Source organism: Croceibacterium ferulae (genome assembly GCF_003660445.1).
GTDB lineage: Bacteria > Pseudomonadota > Alphaproteobacteria > Sphingomonadales > Sphingomonadaceae > Croceibacterium > Croceibacterium ferulae.
In genome coordinates, this window is record NZ_QZVQ01000009.1 from 171454 (window position 1) to 190871 (window position 19418).

Below are 19418 nucleotides of genomic sequence, written 5' to 3' on the forward strand. Positions count from 1 at the left end.
CTCAACCCAGCGCTTCGGCCAGCGACAGTTCCTCGTACCCCAGCTCGTTCGCCACGGCGGGGTAGGTCACCCGACCGGCATGGACGTTCAGCCCGTTGGCCAGGTGCGGGTCGCTGCGCAGCGCTTCACGCCAGCCCAGGTCGGCCATGCGCAGGGCATGGGGCAGGGTGACATTGTTCAGCGCATAGGTGCTGGTGCGCGCCACGGCCCCGGGCATGTTGGCGACGCAATAATGCACGATGCCGTCGACGATGTAGGTGGGATCGTCGTGCGTCGTTGCATGGCTGGTCTCGAAGCAACCGCCCTGGTCGATGGCGACGTCCACCAGCACGGCGCCGGTCTTCATGCGCGGCAACATCTCGCGGGTGACCAGCTTGGGCGCGGCGGCTCCAGGGATCAGCACCGCGCCGATCACCAGGTCCGCCTCCATCACCGCGTCTTCGACATTGGCGGTGTTGGCGAAGCGGGTCTTGGCGCGCGCCTCGAAATAGGTGCCGACACGTTCCAGCACTTCGGGGCTGCGGTCCAGGATGGTGACGTCGGCACCCAGGCCGGCGGCCATCTGCGCGGCGTTGAAGCCCACCACGCCACCGCCGATCACCGCCACCTTGCCCGGCAGCACGCCCGGCACGCCACCCAGCAGCACGCCGCGACCGCCATGCGCCTTCTCCAGCGCGGTGGCACCGGCCTGGATGCTCATGCGCCCGGCCACCTGGCTCATGGGCTTGAGCAGCGGCAGCGTGTTGCCGGCGCCGGTCACAGTCTCGTAGGCGATGCAGGTCGCGCCCGACTTCACCAGGTCGGCGGTCTGTTCCGGGTCAGGGGCGAGGTGGAGATAGGTGTAGAGCAGCTGGCCTTCGCGCAGCATGGAGCGTTCTTCGGCCTGCGGCTCCTTGACCTTCACGATCATCTCGCATTCGGCGAAGATCGGCTGTGGCCCTTCCACGACCCGTGCGCCGGCGGTGCGGAACTGCGCATCATCGGCGCCGATGCCCAGGCCCGCGCCGGCCTCCACCCACACCTCATGGCCGTGGGAGACCAGTTCCTTGACGCTTTCGGGGGTAAGACCCACCCGGTATTCGCGGTTCTTGATTTCGCGGGGGCAACCGATGCGCATGGGTGTTCCTCTCCACTCCGTTTGTTGCCCGCCATATAGCACCGCGCGTTTGGCGACGGGATAACAAAAAAACCCGGCGGCGCAATTTTCTGCGCCGCCGGGTCAATTGTCACAAGGGTGGGTCGATCAGGCGATCGCGGCCACCAGAGGTTGCTGCTGGACCGCACCGCCGGAGACCAGCTCCACCGTGCAGCCTCGCTGGCGGCAGCGCTTCAGCGCATCGCCCAGCAGTTCGGACGTGGTGTGATCGATGAACTTCACCCGCGTCGTGTCCACCCGCACATGGCCTTGGCCAGGCAGGCGGTCGATCATCGCCGCGACCTTGTTGATCGACAGGTAGGTCGCCTTGCCGGACAGGGCGATGACGTGCTCGTCCGCCGCCGGCTGACTTTCCTCGATCCGCAGACCCATGCCGCGCAGCTGCGGCAGCAGCTCCACCACGGTGAGGGCCAGGCCCACGACCACGCCGGTCAGAAGGTCCACGGTGACCACCAGGACGAAGGTCGCGACCCAGATCAGCGCCGGCAACGCGCCATAGCGGCCGAACAGGTGGCGCACTTCCGACACCTTCACCAGCTTGGCGCCGGTGATCACCAGCACGCCGGCCAGCGTGGCGGTCGGCACTTCGGCCAGCACAAAGGGCAGCAGGGCGACAAAGGCCAGGATCCACACGCCGTGCAGGATGGTGGAGGTGCGGGTCAGCGCGCCGGCCTGCACATTGGCGCTGGACCGCACGATGACGCCCGTCATCGGCAGCGCGCCGACCAGGCCGCACAGGAAGTTGCCAACGCCCTGCGCGCTCAGTTCCTTGTTGTACTTGGCCTGCACCCGGTCCTGCATCCGGTCCACCGCGGCGGCGGACAGCAGCGTTTCCGCACTGGCGATGAAGGCCAGCGCCAGCGCCAGGCCGATGATCGCCGGGTCGGCCATCATGGTCAGGGTCTGCGGGCCGGGCAGGGTCAGGCCGCCGATGATGCTGTCGGGCAGCTCGATACGCCGCACCGCCAGGCCGCCGATCATGGCGACAGCGGTCCCCGCCAGCACGCCGATCAGCGCGCCGGGCACCAGCTTCATGCTGGCGGGCTTGAACTTCTCCCACCCGATCATGGCGGCGATGGTGACCAGGCCGACCGTCAGGGCCGGCATGATGCTGTCCTCGCTGCCGAAGAAGGTGGCGGGGATGGCGGACAGGTTGGCCAGGCCGTCGCTCAGCGGGCTGCTGTCGACCAGCACGTGCAACTGCTGCAGCACGATCACCGCGCCGATGCCGGCCAGCATGCCGTGGACAACTGCCGGGGAGACGCCGCGGAAGAAATTGCCCAGCCGCAGCGCGCCACCGGCGAACTGCATGATGCCGGCCAGGATCAGCACGGGGCCCAGCACGGCCAGGCCGTAACGCTGCACCATGTCGAACACCAGCACCGCCAGCCCGGCAGCCGGACCGCTGACCTGCAGCGGCGACCCGGACAGCGCGCCCACGACGATACCGCCGATGATGCCGGTCACCAACCCCAGCTCGGGCGGTGCGCCCGAAGCCAGCGCGATGCCCAGACACAGCGGCATCGCCACCAGGAACACGACGAGAGACGCGGCGAAGTCACGGCCGAAAGCCGCCTTGGTTGTGGTCGCCACGTCAGTGGCCGGGGCTGCGGTGTTCGCCATGGATCAGGCTGCTTCTACGCTGGCTGCACTGCCTCTGCGGGCGCGGCGCGGAACGGCGATCGGCATGTCGGGGCCGGCCACGAAGTCCTGGAACGAACCCTTGTGGTCCAGCGCCTTGATCTTGCCGCTCTCGATATCGAACACCCAGCCATGCAGCTGCAGCCGGCCGGCGGCGAGGCCTGCCGCCACGGACGGATGGTTCTGCAGGTGGACCAGCTGGATGGCGACGTTTTCCTGGGTCAGCGCCGCAACCTGCCCGTCCTTGTCCAGGTGGCCGTAGCATTCCTTGACCACTTCGAAGGCCGGCTCCGAATGGGCGAGCCATGCCTTCACGTTGGGCATTGCGTCCAGCGCCTCGGCATTGAACATGCCCTTCATGGCGCCGCAGTCGGAATGGCCGCACACGATGATCTCGGTCACGCCCAGCGCCATCACGCCGAACTCCACGGTGGAGGACACGCCGCCATTCTTGACGGCGAAGGGCGGCACGATGTTGCCGGCATTGCGGCACACGAACAGGTCGCCGGGGTTGGCCTGGGTGATCAGCTCGGGCACCACGCGCGAATCCGCGCAGCTGATCATCAGATATTTGGGGGTCTGACCGTCACGTGCCAGCGTGCGGAAGAGCTCCTGCTGCTGCTTGTGAACGTGGTCCTGAAAGCGTGCGACGCCACTGCCGATTTCCATGCGATCTGCTCCGTTCCTGCGCTTGCCGCCATTGCGGTCTGTCAATTGGTCACAATGCACCGCCCGAATTGCTGCAGTGCATCACCGATGTAACAAAGCATTGCAGCAGGCGGCAGGCACTCAATGCACAAGCGGCAGGATCAGTTCGGCCCGCAGTCCCGGATCGGCGTTGGCCAGATGCAGCCGGCCGCCATGCTGCTGCGCCACCCGGTCCGCGACGGCCAGGCCCATGCCCATGCCGGTGGTGTCACGCGCCCGCGCCGAGTCGCCGCGGAAGAACGGCACGATCACCTGCGCCAGCTGGGCTTCAGGAATGCCCGGCCCGTGATCCCGGACGGTGATGGTGACCTGTTCGGCATCGGCAGACAGGGACACGGTGGCGTCGCCCGCATGGCGCAACGCGTTCTCGACCAGATTGGTCACTGCCCGGCGGATCGCGCCGGCATCCACTACGGCGTGGATCTGAGTCAGCTCCGTCGCCAGCGCGACCTCCGCGCCGACGGCATGGGCATTGTGGACGACGGAGTTGACCAGCGCCGCCAGATCGGTGCGCACCCGCTCGCCGCCCTCCGCCCCATCGGCCAGATAGGCCAGCAGCGAATCGAGCATGTCCTGCATCTCCGCCACGTCCGCCTGCAACGCTTCCTGGTCACCATCGCGCAACCGTCCGTGCAGGCGCAGCTTCAGCCGCGACAGGGGCGTGCGCAGATCGTGGCTGACCGCCAGCAAGGCCTCGGTCCGGCTGTCGATCAGCTCCCCGATCCGGGCCTGCATGGCATTGAACGCCTCGGCCAGGCGGCGCATTTCCTGCGGGCCGCCCGGTTCGATCAGGATCGGCTGCCGGCCGATGCCGATGCGGTCCGCCGCATCCGCCAGCGCGCGCAAGGGCGCGGCCATGGTGCGCACCAGCAGCACCGCCGCCAGCAGCACCGCGCCCGCCAGGAACACCAGGGATGCCAGCCATTGCAGGGAGGCATGCCAGTGGCTGACGGGTTCGCGCAGGCGGAACAGGATCCACCCGCCATCGCCCGTCCGGATGCCGCCCTGCAGCCGCTGCGTGCCGAAGCTGCGGCCGGACAGCCCCACGCGCAGGGCGTCCTCCTCCAGCGCGGGTTCCCATTGCAGCATGGCCGCCCGCGCGGCGCGGGTGATGTCCGATTGCCGCCCGGCGGGGGGCGGCGTGTCCGATGCGGCGAACACCACGTGGCGGGTGGAGAGGCCGGGCGCGATCTCCCGCCGCCTGTCGGGCGGCAACTGGCCCAGCACCTGTTCGGCGGCGACCACCTGTTCGGCCACGCGCTGCGCCTGGCCGGTCCGCAGCAGCAGGCGCTCCGCTTCGCCGAACACCAGCACGGTGCCGCCGAACTCCACCAGGATGGCGACCAGCAGCACCAGCGTGACCCGGCCGGTCAGGCTGCCGGGCCACAGACGCACCCGGCTCATCGGCGAAAGGCGTCCCGCTTCACTGGCGTTCGATCCGCGGCGTGAACATGTATCCGACGCCGCGCACCGTCTTGATCAGCGCCTCCCCGCCATGTTCGCCCAGCTTGGCCCGAAGGCGGCTGACCAGCACATCGATGCTGCGGTCGGACGCGCCGGACATCCGTTTCCTGGACTGCTCCAGCAGAAATTCTCGGCTGACCACGCGCTGGGCAGAGCCGACCAGGGTGATCAGCAGGTCGTATTCGGCGCCGGACAGCGGCACATCGTGCCCGGCGGGCGCGTGCAGCTCGCGGCGTTCCTCCACGATGGTCCAGCCTTCGAAGGTGATCTGCCGCCGCCGGTCGGCTGCCGGCTGGGTGACCGCGCCGCTGGTCCGCCGCAGCACGGCGCGGACGCGCGCGACTAGCTCGTCCGGGCCGAAGGGCTTGGACAGGTAATCGTCCGCCCCCAGCTCCAGGCCGACGATCCGGTCGGTCTGCTGGCCGCGGGCGCTGATGATGATGATCGGGATCGCGCTGGTCGCGCGCACCCGGCGGCAGATGTCCAGCCCGTTGGTGCCCGGCAGCATGATGTCCAGCACCAACAGGTCGAAGTGGTCGCTGTCCAGCAGCGGCTGCATCTCCGCCGCGGAGCCCACGCCCACCGTGTCAAATCCGTAATCGCGCAGCGTGCGGCCAATCAGAAGGCGCAAGGGGCCGTCATCTTCGACAATCAGGATCTTCATCGCGCGTGCTGCTGTGCGGCCCTTCCCGTCCTTGCCGCCAAGGCAAGGTCACGGGTGCCTTCTGCCTGTCCGCAAGGCAGGCGGCAAGCGGCGATGGCACCGGATGCGAATGCGGCATGTGCCGGGACATAGCCGCCTGGCGCCTCTAAACCTCGGCGGACCTGCAGCGCCGGACCGATCCGGGCGCACCGTTTGAGGTGACGGTGTTCGGCCGGACCCGGGCATCGGTTCATCACCTTTGCTCCGCTGCCATACCGTCCGGCTGGACGATCGGGCAGGTCACTCCGCCAGGGGTGACCAGGCCCGATCAGCCACCATGATCCGTTGCATGTGAAGAACAGCCACGGGCTTGGCCGTGAAGCTTACCTGCCCGGCTGCGGTTCCGTCGTCTGCGCCTGCTGGCCCTGCTGCTGCTGTGCGGTCGCGACATGCTGCTCGGCAGCGGCCTGGATGCGCTGCTGCAATCCGGTGTCGCTCTCGCTGGCGAGGGCGATCTGGTTGAAGCGCTGCGGATCGATGCCGGTCTGCTGCATCACGCCCATCATCGCGGCCTGCTGCTGTTCCTTGGCCAGCGAGGTGTCGGCGGCCACCTGTTCCAGCACCAGCGCGGTCAGGGCGAAGCGCGAAACCTCGTCGTCATTGATCTCGCCGGCGGGCGGCAACTGGGCCGGTGCGGCGGATGCGGGAGCCTGGGGCTGCGCCGGTGCCGTATCCTGCGCCAGGGCGGCGCCGGTCAGCATGGCGGGTGCGCAGAACAGCGCGAGTGCGATCTTGATGATAAATGCCTCCTGACTTTGCGTGCAGCAGGGTATGGGCGCTTTCGCCGGCAGGATAAGCACAGACCTGACGGTGCGTGGCCTGTGCGCGGCAGGCAGTTGCGTGGCCTGCCTGCCACGATTGGGTCAGAGCGGATTGCCGTCGCTGTCGCGGAAGATCTCCCGCCGGCCCAGATGGTTTGCCGGCCCGACGAAGCCGTCCTCCTCCATCCGCTCGATCCATTTGGCGGCGGTGTTGTAGCCCACGCCCATCTGGCGCTGCAGCCACGATCCGCTGGCGCGCTGCGCCTCGAACACGACCTGGCAGGCCTGGCGGTACTTGCGCTCGTCCGGATCGTCGCTGGCGGTGAGTTCGTCGTCGAAGCCGAAGCCGCCCTCGGCCGGTTCCTCCGTGACCGAATCGACATAGACCGGCTTGCCTTGCGCCCGCCAGTGGGCGGAGACGCGCTCCACCTCCTCATCCGACAGGAACGGGCCATGCACGCGCTTCAGTGCCGCGCTGCCGGACTTGTACAGCATGTCGCCCTTGCCCAGCAGCTGTTCGGCGCCGTGTTCGCCCAGGATGGTGCGGCTGTCGATGCGGCTGGTGACGTTGAAGCTGATGCGGGTCGGCAGATTGGCCTTGATGACGCCGGTGATGACGTCGACGGACGGGCGCTGCGTGGCCATGATCAGGTGGATGCCGGCGGCACGGCTCTTCTGGCTAAGGCGCTGGATCAGCACCTCGACCTCTTTGCCCACGGTCACCATCAGGTCGGCCAGCTCGTCCACGATCAGCACGATCTGTGGCAGCAGGTCGTAATCGAGCTGCTCTTCCTCGAACAGTTCCTCGCCCGTGTCGGGGTCGAAACCGGTCTGCACCCGGCGGCCCAGCGGCTTGCCCTTGGCGGCGGCGGCGCGGATGCGTTCGTTGAAGCCGGCCAGGTTGCGCGCACCGATGCTGGACATCATGCGGTAACGGCGCTCCATCTCCTCCACCGCCCACTTCAAGGCGCGGATCGCCTTGGGCGGATCGACCACCACCGGCGACAGCAGATGCGGGATGTCGTTGTAGACCGACAGTTCCAGCACCTTGGGGTCGATCAGGATCAGCCGGCATTCGGCCGGCGTGAAGCGGTACAGCAGCGAGATCAGGATGCCGTTCAGGCCCACCGACTTGCCGGACCCGGTCGTGCCGGCGACCAGCAGGTGGGGCATGGCCGCAAGGTCGGCGACCACAGGTTCGCCCGCGATGTCCTTGCCCAGGATAATTGGCAGATTGCCCTTGGCATCGGCGAAGGCCTCGCTGGCGACCAGTTCCTTGAAGCTGACCATCTGCCGGTCGGAGTTCGGCAGTTCGATGCCCATCACCGTGCGGCCGGGGATGGAGGAGACGCGCGCGCTGATCGCGCTCATGTTGCGGGCGATATCCTCCGCCAGGCCGATCACACGCACCGCCTTGGTGCCGGGCGCCGGCTCCAGCTCGTACATCGTCACCACCGGGCCGGTACGGACCGCCGTGATCTCGCCTTTCACATTGAAGTCGTCGAGCACGTTTTCCAGCAGCCGGGCGTTCCGTTCCAGCGCCAGCTTGTCGATCGGCGGGCCCTTGTCCGGCGGCGGATCGGCTAGCAGGTCCAGGCCCGGCAGGGCGACATTGTCGAACAGGTCCTGCTGCTTCGCCACCTGCGGCTTGGCCGCGCGGGCGGGCGGCTGGCTAGGGTCGGCGATCTCCGGCGAGCGGCGCGGTGCCGCACCGTCCTCGTCCGCATCGTCGGTGTCGAGCTGGACAGGGGCGGGGCGTTCGCGGCGGCGGGCGGGGCGGGGCGCCTCCTCCTCATCCTCGTCGCCGGCATCGAACGCGGCAGTATCCGCGCGCCGGCTTGCCCGTGCCCGGCGTAGCGCCCCGGGCAGGGTCAGCAATTGCTGCCAGTCGAAGGCAAAGACCCGGCCCGCCAGATAAAGGCCGCCGAACAGGCACAGCACGGCCGTCGCCAGCACCGCCCAGCCGCGCGCGGCAAGCGGCAGCAGACCGGCCAGTCCCTCGATAGCCTTGGCGCCCAGCAGCCCGGCCATGCCGCCGGTGCTGGCGGGCAGGCCATCGACCTGCCCGAAGGCAAGCGCCAGCACAGTCGCCAGCATCACGGTGGCGATCAGCAGAAGGCCGACCGGCTGCCACCAGCGGCGGCCATGCGGCGTCTCTTCCGCCTCCGCATCGCGCCACAGCTTGGTGGCGAAGGCGTAAAGCAGGGGCAGCAGCAGCGCGGCGGCGAGGCCGAACAGCAGCAGCGCGCCATCGGCGGCATAGGCGCCGGGCACGCCCATCCAGTTGCCCACCCGGTCGCTGGCCGCCGCGGTGGAGAAGGATGGGTCCGTCTGGTGGTAGGAAACCAGCGCCAGCAGCAGGAAGGCGAGCGCCGCGAACAGCAGCCCGGCGCCCGCCAGTTGCCCGGCCCGTGCCACGGAGCGGCGGAAGGCCGCGCGCCAGTCTGCCGCCGGCGCGCCGTTCCGACGGGTTCGTGCCGGTGCGGCGCTGCCGCCGATCGCCCGCGATGCCATGGTCAATGTTCCCCTTTCGTGCGCACTATCCCAGCCGGGCGATCCCCCGTCAAGCTGAGCGGCCCTCAGCTCAACCCGTCAATCGCCGCCCAGCGTGGCCAGCGGAGCGCCCGTGCCCCGCGCGGATCCATGCCGCCTAGCGCGATCACCGGGGCGCATGACAGCCGCGCCAGCAGGCGGAAGCGCACCGGCCCCAGCGTCGCCGCGCCCGGATGCGACCGGGTGGGGAAGACCGGCGAGAGCAGCACCGCATCGGCCCCGGCCAGATTGGCGCGGGCAATCTCCCGCGCCGAATGGACGGTTGCCAGATAGAGCCGGCCCGGCATTCTGGCGCCATAGTGCCCATCCGCCGGCCAGCGGGTCGCGCCCGCCAGCACCGCCACATGGCCGTGCGCCCGGCACAGGCGCCGCACTTTCGCAAAGCGGGCGCGCCGTTCCTCTGGCGGCAGGTGGTAATGGCGGAACACCAGCCCGCTGCCGCGCGGCAGCTTGGCAAGCGCCTGTTCCAGCACCGCATCGTTGCGGGCATCGGAGAGAAGCCACAAGGCTGGGAGGGTCTGGCGCGGGCGCATGGGGTGGCTATAGGCACCGATCATGCACGATCCCGCAACCCTTCTGGCCACGATCGAGGGCCGCATCGACCAGACCTGCCGTATCGCCAACCGCCCGCGCGGCGATGTGACGCTGATCGCGATCAGCAAGACCCAGCCGGCCGAGACGATCACCCCGCTGCTGAAGGCGGGTCAGCGCGTCTTCGGGGAGAACCGCGTGCAGGAGGCGCAAGGCAAGTGGCCCGCGCTGCGCGACCAGTGGCCGGATACGCAGCTGCACCTTGTGGGCCAGCTGCAATCGAACAAGGCGGACGATGCCGTGGCGCTGTTCGACGCGATCCACTCGTTCGACCGGCCCAGCCTGGTGACGGCGCTGGCCAGGGCGATGGACAAGGCCGGGCGGCAGGTGCCGTGTTTCGTGCAGGTCGATATCGGGGCGGAGTCGCAGAAGGGCGGCTGCCCGATTGCCGAGCTGCCGGCGCTGATCGCGGGGGCACGCGAAGCCGACATCCCGCTGGCCGGCCTGATGTGCGTGCCGCCCTTCGGCATCGAGCCCGCGCCGTTCTTCGCCCTGCTGGACAAGCTGGCAGGTGATCACGGCCTGCCGGGCAGGTCCATGGGGATGAGCGGCGATTTCGAGACCGCGATCATGCTGGGCGCCACGCATGTGCGGGTCGGCACCGCCCTGTTCGGGGAACGCGACTAGACGGGGACCGGCTGGCTCGCCGCCGCCAGCAACGCCTTCTCGATCTTCGCCAACCGTTCGGGATTGCGCAGCTTCGCACCGGTCAGGTCGGTGACGTAGAAGGTGTCGACCGCGCGTTCGCCATAATGGGTGATGTGCGCGGAGTTCACCATCAGCAGTTCCTCGAACAGCACGCGCGCCAGCCGGTTCAGCAAGGCGGGGCGGTCGGCCGCGCTGACCTCCAGCACGGTGAACCGGTCGGATGCCGCATGGTCCCACGAAACCTGCGGATGCACGTGGAAACTGTCCGCGCGCGGGTGGGAGAGCGGGCGGCGCGCCAGCTGCGGCGGCAGGTCGATCCGCCCTGCCAGCGCATCGCGGATCGCCTGTTCCAGCCGCTGCAGCTGGTAGGGTTCGCGGAACGGGCTGCCCAGCGGATCCTGCACCAGGAAATTGTCCACCGCCTTGCCCATCCGGGTGGTGTGGATGCGGGCGTCGATCACGTTGCCGCCGGCCAGATGGATGGCCCCGGCAATGCGGAAGAACAGGCCGGGGTGGTCGTCCCCTATCACCGTCACCAGCGTGGCCCCGCGCGCAGGATAGTAATGCGCGTGGATCGACAGCGCATGTTCCAGCCGCTTCGCCTCCGCATAATGCGGCAGGTTCAGCGCGATGATGTCCTCCGGCTCCGCGATCCAGTAATTGTCGTCGAAACGGTCACCGATCTCTTCCATGATGTCCGCCCGGTCGCCCAGCAGCTCGGTGACGCGGGCCTGCTTCGCCGCCACGCGCTGGCCGCCCGGCTTGCCGGGGGCGCCGCGCATGCGCTCTTCCGCCAGGGTGTGCAGGTCGCCCAGCAGCTGGCGCTTCCAGCTGTTCCAGATGCCCGGGCCCACCGCGCGGATATCGACCACGGTCAGCACCAGCAGCTGACGCAGGCGCTCGGCATCCTGTACCACGTCCACGAAGTCCGCGATGGTCTTGGGATCGGTCAGGTCGCGCTTGAAGGCGGTGTGGCTCATCAGCAGGTGATGCAGCACCAGCCAGCTGACCAGCTGCGTTTCCACCTCGTCCAGCCCCAGCCGCGGGCACAGGCGCAGCGCGATCTCCGCCCCCAGCACCGAATGGTCGCCGTCGCGCCCCTTGGCGATGTCGTGCAGCAGGGTTGCGACATACAGGACGCGGCGATGGGTCAGGCGGCCGATCAGCTGGCTGGCCAGCGGGTGATCCTCCTTCAGTTCGCCCTTCTCGATCCGCGATACGAGGCCGATCGCGCGGATCGTGTGCTCGTCCACCGTGTAATGGTGGTACATGTCGAACTGCATCTGCGCGCCCACGCGGCCGAAATCGCGCACGAAGCGGCCGAACACGCCCGCCTCGTTCATCCAGCGCAGCACGGTTTCGGGATCGTTGCGGCCCGCCAGCACCTCCAGGAACAGCCGGTTGGCCCGAGGGTCGCGCCGCACATCGCTCTTGATCAGTGCCGCATCGCGCAGGATGGTGCGGGTGGTCGCGGGATGGATCTCCAGCCCTTCGGCCTCGGCGATGCAGTAGATTTCGATCAGGCGCACCGGATCGGCCTGGAACCAGCCGTCGTCCGGGGCGGCGATGCGGCCGTTGACGATCGTGTAGCCATCCGCCCGCTGCCGACCATCGCGCCGCAGCGCGGCCAGCAGGCGGGACGGGCGGCGCGGCGCGGTGCCCTCGTCGAAATGGGCCAGGAACACGCCCGTCAGATGCCCGACATGGCGCGCCTGCAGGAAATACAGCTGCATGAAGCGTTCCACGCTGCTCTTGCCCGGCCGTTCGGCGAAGCGCATCCGGGCCGCGACCTCACGCTGCTGGTCGAAGGTCAGGCGGTCCTCCGCCCGGCCGGTGATCGTGTGCAGGTGGCAGCGCACCGCCAGCAGGAAGCCTTCCGCCCGGCGGAAGCTGCGATATTCGGTGGGGGAGAACAGGCCGACATCGACCAGCTCCGCCGCGCTGCCCACCTGGTGCAGGTACTTGCCGATCCAGTACAGCGTCTGCAGATCGCGCAGCCCGCCCTTGCCGTCCTTCACATTGGGCTCCACGACATAGCGGCTGTCGCCCATCCGCTTGTGCCGTGCCGCACGTTCCGCCAGCTTCTCGGCCACGAAGCGGGTCTCGGAACCCGGCACCACCTCGGCCCAGAAGCGCTGGCTCGCCTCCGCATATAGCCCCTCGTCCCCCCACAGGTACCGCCCTTCCAGCAGCGCAGTGCGGATGGTCAGGTCGGCGCGGGCCATGCGCACCATCTCGTCCAGCGACCGGCTGGAATGGCCGACCTTCAGACCCAGATCCCACAGGAAGTACAGCAACGCCTCGATCACCTGTTCGCACCAGGGTGCCTTGGATCCCGGGGTGATGCAGGCCAGGTCCACATCCGAATGCGGCGCCATCTCCGCCCGGCCATAGCCGCCTACCGCGATCAGCGTCAGCCGCTCCCCCTGCGTGCGGTTCGACGCAGGATAGACGTCCGCCACCACATGATCGTGCACCACGCGGATCAGCTGATCGATCATCCAGGCATGGCCGCGCGTGATTTCGTGCCCGGCGGAGGGCTTTTCCGCCAGGCGACGGGCCAGCTCCGCCCGGCCATTGTCCAGCGCAGCCCGCAACAGCGCCACGACCTGTGGGCGAGCCCGGGCGGCGCCATGCTCCGCCACCAGCGCGGCCAGATCGTCGGTCAGGGCGGTGCGGTCGAGCACCTTGCGGGGGGTGGGTATCTGCAGCAGTTTCACGGGGGTGACGGATAGGGCAAGCGGAGCCCCGCGAACAGATGGGCGAACAGATTGGCGCGGCTCGCGCTCTTTTGCTGGGCGGTGATCCGTGCCAAGGCGCGGGCCGCGATACACAGGATGGGCGCATGATGATCGAAATGCTGGCAGGCGGCGCGGCGCAGGCGATCCGGTGGGAAGATCTGGGCCTCAGGCCCGGTATCGAACTGGGCTTCTTCACCTTGCGCTATTACTCGCTGGCCTATCTCGGCGGCATCCTGCTGGCTTATTGGCAGGTGTCCAGGATGGTGCGCGCGCCCGGCAGCCCGATGGCGCAGCGCCATGTGGACGACCTGTTCTTCTGGTGCACGCTGGGCATCATCCTGGGCGGTCGGCTGGGCTATGCCGCGTTCTACCAGCCGGCGCTGTTCACGTCCTGGGACAGCAGCGAGACGGTGCCCTGGGCGCTGCTGCGCCTGTGGGACGGGGGCATGAGCTTCCATGGCGGGCTGATCGGCACCACGCTGGCGATGGCGTATGTCGCGTGGCGCGGCGGCGTCAGCTTCATTCGCGTGACGGATTACGTCTCTGTCGTGGTCGGCTTCGGCATGCTGTTCGGTCGCCTCGCCAACTTCATCAACGGGGAGCTGTGGGGCCGGCCGACCACTGATGTGCAGTGGGCGATGATCTTCCCGCGCGATCCGCTGGGCTTGCCGCGCCATCCCAGCCAGCTGTACGAGGCGGTGCTGGAAGGGCTGGTGGTCGTGCTGGTCATGCTGCCGCTGTTCTGGAAGACGCGCGCCCGCTGGCGGCCGGGCCTGCTGACCGGGTGCTTCGTGGTGCTGATCTCGCTCGGCCGGTTCACCGCGGAGTTCTTCCGCGAGGCCGATGCGCAGCTGGCCTGGGTGCCGCAGACAACCGGCCTCAACATGGGCCAGTGGCTGACCATTCCGCTGATCCTGGCCGGCGTGCTGCTGATGGCCTGGGCGCTGCGCCGGCCGGAGATCGGCGGGGGCCGCCAGCCCGCCGCCGCGTGAGCGGCAGTTCGGGCAGCGGGGCGGAGCGCTTCCGCCGGCTGATCGCCGCCAGCGGGCCGATCGGCGTCCACCAGTTCATGGGGGAGGCGAACGCGCTGTATTATGCAAGCCGCGATCCCCTTGGCGCGGCCGGTGACTTCGTGACGGCCCCGGAAATCAGCCAGATGTTCGGGGAATTGCTGGGCCTGTGGCTGGCCGATGCCTGGCACCGCGCCGGCGCACCGGCCGATGCCGCCTATGTGGAGGCCGGGCCGGGGCGCGGCACGCTGGCCGCCGACGCGCTGCGGGCCATGGCGGGGGCGGGCCTGCGTCCGCCGGTGCATCTGGTCGAAGGCTCGCCTGCCCTGCGCGCCCTGCAGGCGCAGGCCGTGCCGGGCGCGGTGTTCCATGACGATCTGGCCATGCTGCCGGAAGACCGCCCGCTGCTGATGCTCGCCAACGAGTTCCTGGATGCGCTGCCCGTGCGCCAGCTGGTGCGGATGGGCGATGGCTGGCGCGAACGGATGGTCGGGCTGGATGAAGACGGGCAGTTCGTGTTCGTCGCCGGTACCCGGCCGATGGACGCCGCTGTGCCGGCCGCACAGGTCGATGCGCCGGAGGGTACCATCATCGAGACCTGCCCCGGCGCCGCCGCCGCCGTGGATGAGGTCGCCCGCCGGCTGGTGCGGCAGGGCGGTGTCGCGCTGTTCGTCGATTACGGCCATTTGCACCCGCGCACCGGATCGACGCTGCAGGCCGTGCGCGCCCATCGCAAGGTCCCGGTGTTCGAGACGCCGGCGGAAGCGGACCTGACCGCGCATGTCGATTTCGCCACCCTGGTCGACGTGGCGCGCAAGGCAGGTGCGCGGGTCAGCTTCACCGCGGAGCAGGGCGCCTTCCTGCGGGCGCTGGGGCTGGAGGCGCGGGCCGCACAACTGGCGGCGCGCCGCCCGGCCCGCACCGGGGAGCTCGCCGCGGCGGTTGAGCGGCTGGCGGATCCTGCGCAGATGGGCGCATTGTTCAAGGTGATGGCACTGGCAGCCCCCAGCTGGCCGGATGGGGCGGGCTGCTGATCGTTTCATCTGTGCTCCGCCGGAACGCGTGGGCACGTCCGGCGGTTCTCCTGTGCACATGCCGCGCACGTGATGCGTGGCGACCGAGGAGATGCATCATGGGCGAGTATGAGCCTGACGACAGCCGCGATGTCACGCTGAAGCCGAACAACGTGCCGGGCGAGCCGGAGCCGACCGGCCCGCGCGAGGACCAGACGCGCCCGAAGCCCGATGCCGGCAAGACCCAGCCGCACCAGCAGCAGCAGGCGCAGAGCCAGTCCATGGGCGGGATGAGCCAGTCGCAAGGCGGCGGCTCGATGACGTCCAGAGGCGAACAGCCGAGCGCGCCCGGCGCTTCCCGCGTGAAGGCCGAGACCTTCGAGGAAAAGAGCGTGGAGACGGTCGATCCCGCGCCGTGGGGTGCCGAGGCGACACAGCCATCCACACCCGACCCCAAGCGGGAAAGCGACACCGGCATCGGCGGCTCGGCCTATGACAGCTATGCCGACACGCTGAGCGAGCAGGCCCCTGCCGGCAGTGACGCCAGGCGCCAGCAGGCCGCGGAGCAGGGCGATGCCGGTGATGTGCCGGCCCCGGCCGAGCCCGACGAGGATGCCGAAGCGACGGAGGCTGACAGCGCCAGCCGCGGCTACGGCGATTCCGGGGATGAGCGGCTGGCCACCCTGCGTGGCGGCGACGCCTGAATTTTTTCAACCTGAGGAGACACAGACAATGGCAGATGCAAGCGCAATCCGTGAGCACATGGAAGTCATCGGCGCCGATGGCGTGCATGTGGGCACGGTGGACAAGGTCGAAGGCGACCGGATCAAGCTGACCAAGAAGGACTCGGGTGCCCAGATCGAAGGGGCGGAAGGTACCCATTCGGGCCACCACCACTTCATCTCGCTCGGCTTGGTGGCCGAGGTTGAAGGCGACCAGGTCCGGCTCAGCGCCACCGCCGCCAACGCCCAGCTGTTCGAGGAAGAGGAAGGCGAGGCCTGACCGCCTGATCGCTTTTCGAAGATAGTGGACGGCCCGTCGCTGCGCGCGGCGGGCCGTTTTCGTGTTCGCTGCGGGTCGTTGCCAAAGCGCGTCAACTGCCGCATGCTGCGGGTGCGAACATGCGGATTGTCATCATCGACGATACGGGCGCCCGGGCCTCCGTCCTCGAGGACGGCCTGCGCGAAGCCGGCTATGACGACATCCATGTCGTGCCGCCGACGGGCGCCTTCGTCAGCCGCATCGAACGGTTGGTGCCCGATGTGGTGCTGATGGACTTGGGCAGCCCCAGCCGCGACACGCTGGAGGAGATGCTGCTGGTCAGCCGGGCGCTGGCCCGGCCCATCGCCATGTTCGTGGACCAGTCGGATGAACAGATGATCTCCGCCGCGATTGATGCCGGCGTGTCGGCCTATGTGGTGGATGGCCTGCGCAAGGATCGCGTGAAGCCGATCCTGGACCTGGCCGTGCGCCGCTTCACCGCGTTTGCGCGGATGCAGGCGGAGCTGACCGATGCGCGGAACCAGCTGGCCGACCGCAAGGTGATCGACCGGGCCAAGGCGATCCTGATGCAGCAGCGCGGCCTGGGCGAGCCGGAGGCCTATGCCCTGCTGCGTTCCACCGCGATGAATGGGAACAAGCGCATGGCGGAGGTGGCGGAGGCGCTGATCACCGCCAGCGAGCTGCTGGGGGGCATGAAGTGAGCACGGCCGGCGACACGATCCGGGCAGCCTTTCTGCCGCTGACCGACAGCGCGGTGCTGGTCGCCGCGCGCGAATGCGGCTTCGCGGCGGAGATGGGCATCGACCTGCAGCTGGTGCGCACCGAAAGCTGGGCCACGCTGCGCGACCGGCTGGTCTACGGCCAGGTGCAGGCGGCGCAGATGCTGGCGCCCCTGGCCGTGGCGGTGACGCTGGGACTGGGCGGCGTGCCGACGCCGCTGGCGGCCCCGTTCAAGCTGAACGTCAACGGCAATGCGGTGGTAATGCGGCCGGATTTCGCCGCGGCGCTGGACCCGGATATCGCCGCGCGCCTGAACGATCCGCTGGCCACCGCGCATGATTTCGCCACCGCGATCGGCCTGTATCGCCGCAAGCCGCAGATCGGCATCGTGCACCGGTTCTCCAGCCATGCGCTGATGCTGCGATACTGGCTGGCGAGCGCCGGCATCGATCCGGATCGTGACGTTGCCCTGCGCGTGCTGCCCCCGTCGCTGATGCTGGAGGCGATGCGCGGCGGGGAGATCGACGGCTTTACCGCCGGCGACCCATGGCCGGCCGCCGCCATCGCCGAAGGGCTGGCCGAGGCCGTCGCGCTGGGCGCGCGCATCTGGCAGCGCGGGGTGGAAAAGGTGCTGGCCTTCCGCAGCGACTGGCTGGACGACCATCGGGAGGTGGCGGACCGGCTGCTGCTCGCGCTGGCGCGCGCGGCAGCGTGGTGCGATGCGCCCGAAAACCGCACGCAGCTGGCCAGCTTGCTGGGCCGATCCGATTACGTCGACATGCCGGCGGCGCTGATCGAGCGATTGCTGTCCGGCCAGTTCACACCCCGGATCGGCGCGCCGCCGCTGCCGGTGGAGGACCTGATCCTGTTTCACCGCGAGGCTGCCAACTTCCCGTGGCGCAGCCAGGCCCTGTGGATCTGGTCGCAACTGGTCCGCTGGGGGCAGGCGGTACCGGGGGCAGAGGCGCAGGCAGCGGCCGGCGCGGTGTTCCGGCCGGACATCTACCGCCGCGCACTGGCGGGAAGCGGTGCGGTGATGCCGGGCGCCAGCGCCAAGCTGGAAGGCGCGGTTGCCATGCCCACCGGCGTCGGCGCTCATGGCGGCGCGCTGCTGCTGGGGCCGGACCGGTTCTTTGACGGGCGGGTCTTCGATCCGGAGGCAATCGACACCTATCTGGCCGGGTTCTAGCGAAGATTGCTTGCAAACAGCGCGAGCCTGCGTGATTATGTCCTGGTTCACGCAATGATGCGTGAACGCACAGGCTGACCTCCCCAAGGGCGGGGCACGGGCAGCACCAGCACAAAAGCAGCAAAGCCGCTGACCGAACGGGCACCCGCGTGCCTGTCCGGCCTGCGGCTTTTTTCGTGTCCACGATCCGGCCATTCGCGCCGGCCTGGGGGAAGCATCATGGCAACCGCTTATCTGGACGGCACCGATCGATCGCCGCCCGCGCCCTTCACCGTCGCGCCGGCGGACAGCTTCTGGCGCAGCGGGCACAAGCCCACGCTGATCGCCGCCTTCCTGTATTTCGACCTCGCCTTCATGGTCTGGGTCATCCTGGGGCCGCTGGCGCCCGACATCGCCGCCGCCTTGTCGCTCAGCCCGGCGCAGAAGGGGCTGATGGTCGCCACGCCCACGCTGATGGGCGCGGCTCTGCGGGTGGTGAATGGCCTGCTGGTGGATCGCATCGGCCCCAAGCGGTCCGGCGCGATCGGGCAACTGATCGTGATCGGCGGCCTGCTCAGCGCCTGGACGCTCGGGGTGAACTCCTTCGCCGGCACGCTGGTGCTGGGCGTGATCCTGGGCTTCGCCGGCGCGAGCTTCGCCATCGCCCTGCCGCTCGCCAGCCGGTGGTATCCACCAGAGCACCAGGGCAAGGCGATGGGCCTGGCCGGCATGGGCAATTCGGGCACGGTGCTGGCCGCCCTGTTCGCGCCGACGCTGGCCAAGCTGTTCGGCTGGAACACCGTGCTGGGCCTTGCCTGCATCCCGCTGTCGATCGTATTCGTCGCCTACATGCTGATGGCGAAGGACGCGCCGGGCCAGCCCGCGCCCAAGCCGATCACCGCCTATCTGGCGCCGCTGAGGAGTGGCGATGCCTGGTGGCTGATGGGCTTCTACGCCGTCACCTTTGGCGGTTTCTCCGGCCTTGCCTCCTCGCTGACGATCTACTTCACCGACCGGTTCGGGCTGACCACGGTGGCGGCGGGCTATTGCACGGCGGCCTGTGTATTCGCGGGGTCGCTGGTGCGGCCAATGGGCGGCGCGCTGGCCGACCGGGTCGGGGGCATCCGCGCGCTGCTGGTGGTGTTCGTGGTCGCTGCCATCGCGCTGGCGGGTGTCAGCATCGCCTCCACGCTGGTGGCGGCGCTGTCGCTGTTCGTACTGGCCATGCTGGCGCTGGGCACGGGGAATGGCGCGGTGTTCCAGCTGGTGCCGCAGCGCTTCGGCTCGGAGATCGGCGTCATGACCGGCCTGGTCGGCATGGCCGGCGGCGTGGGCGGGTTCTGGCTCGCTTCCTCGTTGGGCGTGGCGCGGCAGTTTACCGGCAGCTTTGCCGGCGGCTTCCTGGTCTTCGCCGCGCTCGCCGTGCTGGCCTTGGTCGGCCTGTTGATGGTGAAGGGTGACTGGCGCGCGCGCTGGTCCACTGGGGCGCGGATCTGACATCTCCCCCTGCGATTTGCGCAAGGTTCTGCTTGAGCATGG

General features: G+C 69.1%; 17 protein-coding genes. 8 read left to right on the forward strand and 9 right to left on the reverse strand.

Annotated elements, in window-relative coordinates; genetic code table 11:
• Nucleotide 1 precedes the first annotated feature (1 nt).
• The 8 genes from ald to D5S08_RS12215 all read right to left on the reverse strand — a co-directional run bounded on the left by ald (nt 2) and on the right by D5S08_RS12215 (nt 9543).
• Nucleotides 2–1117 (reverse strand): alanine dehydrogenase, encoded by a 1116-nt coding sequence (gene ald / locus D5S08_RS12180; RefSeq protein ID WP_121118895.1) that lies wholly within the window; start codon nt 1115–1117, stop codon nt 2–4.
• A gap of 126 nt (nt 1118–1243) precedes the next feature.
• Nucleotides 1244–2779: a SulP family inorganic anion transporter gene (locus D5S08_RS12185; protein WP_121118897.1), complete on the reverse strand. Its 1536-nt coding sequence runs from the start codon at nt 2777–2779 to the stop codon at nt 1244–1246.
• A 3-nt stretch (nt 2780–2782) separates the two neighbouring features.
• Nucleotides 2783–3466, reverse strand: coding sequence for a carbonic anhydrase (locus D5S08_RS12190; RefSeq protein WP_121118899.1), 684 nt, complete (start codon nt 3464–3466; stop codon nt 2783–2785).
• A 120-nt stretch (nt 3467–3586) separates the two neighbouring features.
• Complete coding sequence (locus D5S08_RS12195; RefSeq protein ID WP_121118901.1) at nt 3587–4909, reverse strand: ATP-binding protein; 1323 nt, start codon at nt 4907–4909, stop codon at nt 3587–3589.
• A gap of 19 nt (nt 4910–4928) precedes the next feature.
• Nucleotides 4929–5633: a response regulator gene (locus tag D5S08_RS12200; RefSeq protein WP_121118904.1), complete on the reverse strand. Its 705-nt coding sequence runs from the start codon at nt 5631–5633 to the stop codon at nt 4929–4931.
• Between the two features lie 362 nt (nt 5634–5995).
• A complete protein-coding gene (locus D5S08_RS12205) occupies nt 5996–6472 on the reverse strand; it encodes a DUF4168 domain-containing protein (RefSeq protein ID WP_126665551.1) in 477 nt (158 codons plus the stop codon).
• Nucleotides 6473–6535: 63 nt separating this feature from the next.
• Nucleotides 6536–8947, reverse strand: coding sequence for an FtsK/SpoIIIE family DNA translocase (locus D5S08_RS12210; protein WP_121118907.1), 2412 nt, complete (start codon nt 8945–8947; stop codon nt 6536–6538).
• 65 nt (nt 8948–9012) lie between these two features.
• Nucleotides 9013–9543 (reverse strand): thiamine phosphate synthase, encoded by a 531-nt coding sequence (locus D5S08_RS12215; protein WP_241557378.1) that lies wholly within the window; start codon nt 9541–9543, stop codon nt 9013–9015.
• On the opposite strand from D5S08_RS12215, the gene D5S08_RS12220 reads away from it, so the two are divergent.
• A complete protein-coding gene (locus D5S08_RS12220) occupies nt 9542–10204 on the forward strand; it encodes a YggS family pyridoxal phosphate-dependent enzyme (protein ID WP_121118909.1) in 663 nt (220 codons plus the stop codon). The genes D5S08_RS12215 and D5S08_RS12220 overlap by 2 nt on opposite strands.
• Here the strand turns inward: D5S08_RS12220 and D5S08_RS12225 are convergent.
• The gene (locus D5S08_RS12225; protein ID WP_121118911.1) at nt 10201–12945 is read right to left on the reverse strand and encodes a [protein-PII] uridylyltransferase; all 2745 of its coding nucleotides are present in this window, start codon (nt 12943–12945) and stop codon (nt 10201–10203) included. The two genes, D5S08_RS12220 and D5S08_RS12225, sit on opposite strands and share 4 nt — an antisense overlap.
• Before the next feature lie 125 nt (nt 12946–13070).
• Between D5S08_RS12225 and lgt the strand changes: the two genes are divergently transcribed.
• The 7 genes from lgt to D5S08_RS12260 all read left to right on the forward strand — a co-directional run bounded on the left by lgt (nt 13071) and on the right by D5S08_RS12260 (nt 19376).
• Nucleotides 13071–13958 carry a prolipoprotein diacylglyceryl transferase gene (gene lgt, locus D5S08_RS12230; RefSeq protein WP_121119055.1) on the forward strand — a complete coding sequence of 296 codons (888 nt, stop codon included), beginning with the start codon at nt 13071–13073 and terminating at the stop codon, nt 13956–13958.
• Nucleotides 13955–15010: a class I SAM-dependent methyltransferase gene (locus D5S08_RS12235; protein ID WP_421757461.1), complete on the forward strand. Its 1056-nt coding sequence runs from the start codon at nt 13955–13957 to the stop codon at nt 15008–15010. The genes lgt and D5S08_RS12235 overlap by 4 nt, the downstream gene beginning before the upstream one ends.
• Nucleotides 15011–15108: 98 nt before the next feature.
• A complete protein-coding gene (locus D5S08_RS12240) occupies nt 15109–15693 on the forward strand; it encodes a hypothetical protein (RefSeq protein ID WP_121118913.1) in 585 nt (194 codons plus the stop codon).
• A gap of 28 nt (nt 15694–15721) precedes the next feature.
• The gene (locus D5S08_RS12245) at nt 15722–15991 is read left to right on the forward strand and encodes a DUF2171 domain-containing protein (RefSeq protein ID WP_121118915.1); all 270 of its coding nucleotides are present in this window, start codon (nt 15722–15724) and stop codon (nt 15989–15991) included.
• Nucleotides 15992–16110: 119 nt separating this feature from the next.
• Nucleotides 16111–16692: an ANTAR domain-containing response regulator gene (locus tag D5S08_RS12250; RefSeq protein ID WP_121118917.1), complete on the forward strand. Its 582-nt coding sequence runs from the start codon at nt 16111–16113 to the stop codon at nt 16690–16692.
• Nucleotides 16689–17900 carry a CmpA/NrtA family ABC transporter substrate-binding protein gene (locus D5S08_RS12255; RefSeq protein ID WP_121118919.1) on the forward strand — a complete coding sequence of 404 codons (1212 nt, stop codon included), beginning with the start codon at nt 16689–16691 and terminating at the stop codon, nt 17898–17900. The genes D5S08_RS12250 and D5S08_RS12255 overlap by 4 nt, the downstream gene beginning before the upstream one ends.
• A 219-nt stretch (nt 17901–18119) precedes the next feature.
• Nucleotides 18120–19376: a nitrate/nitrite transporter gene (locus D5S08_RS12260; protein ID WP_121118921.1), complete on the forward strand. Its 1257-nt coding sequence runs from the start codon at nt 18120–18122 to the stop codon at nt 19374–19376.
• The last annotated feature ends 42 nt before the right edge of the window (nt 19377–19418 follow it).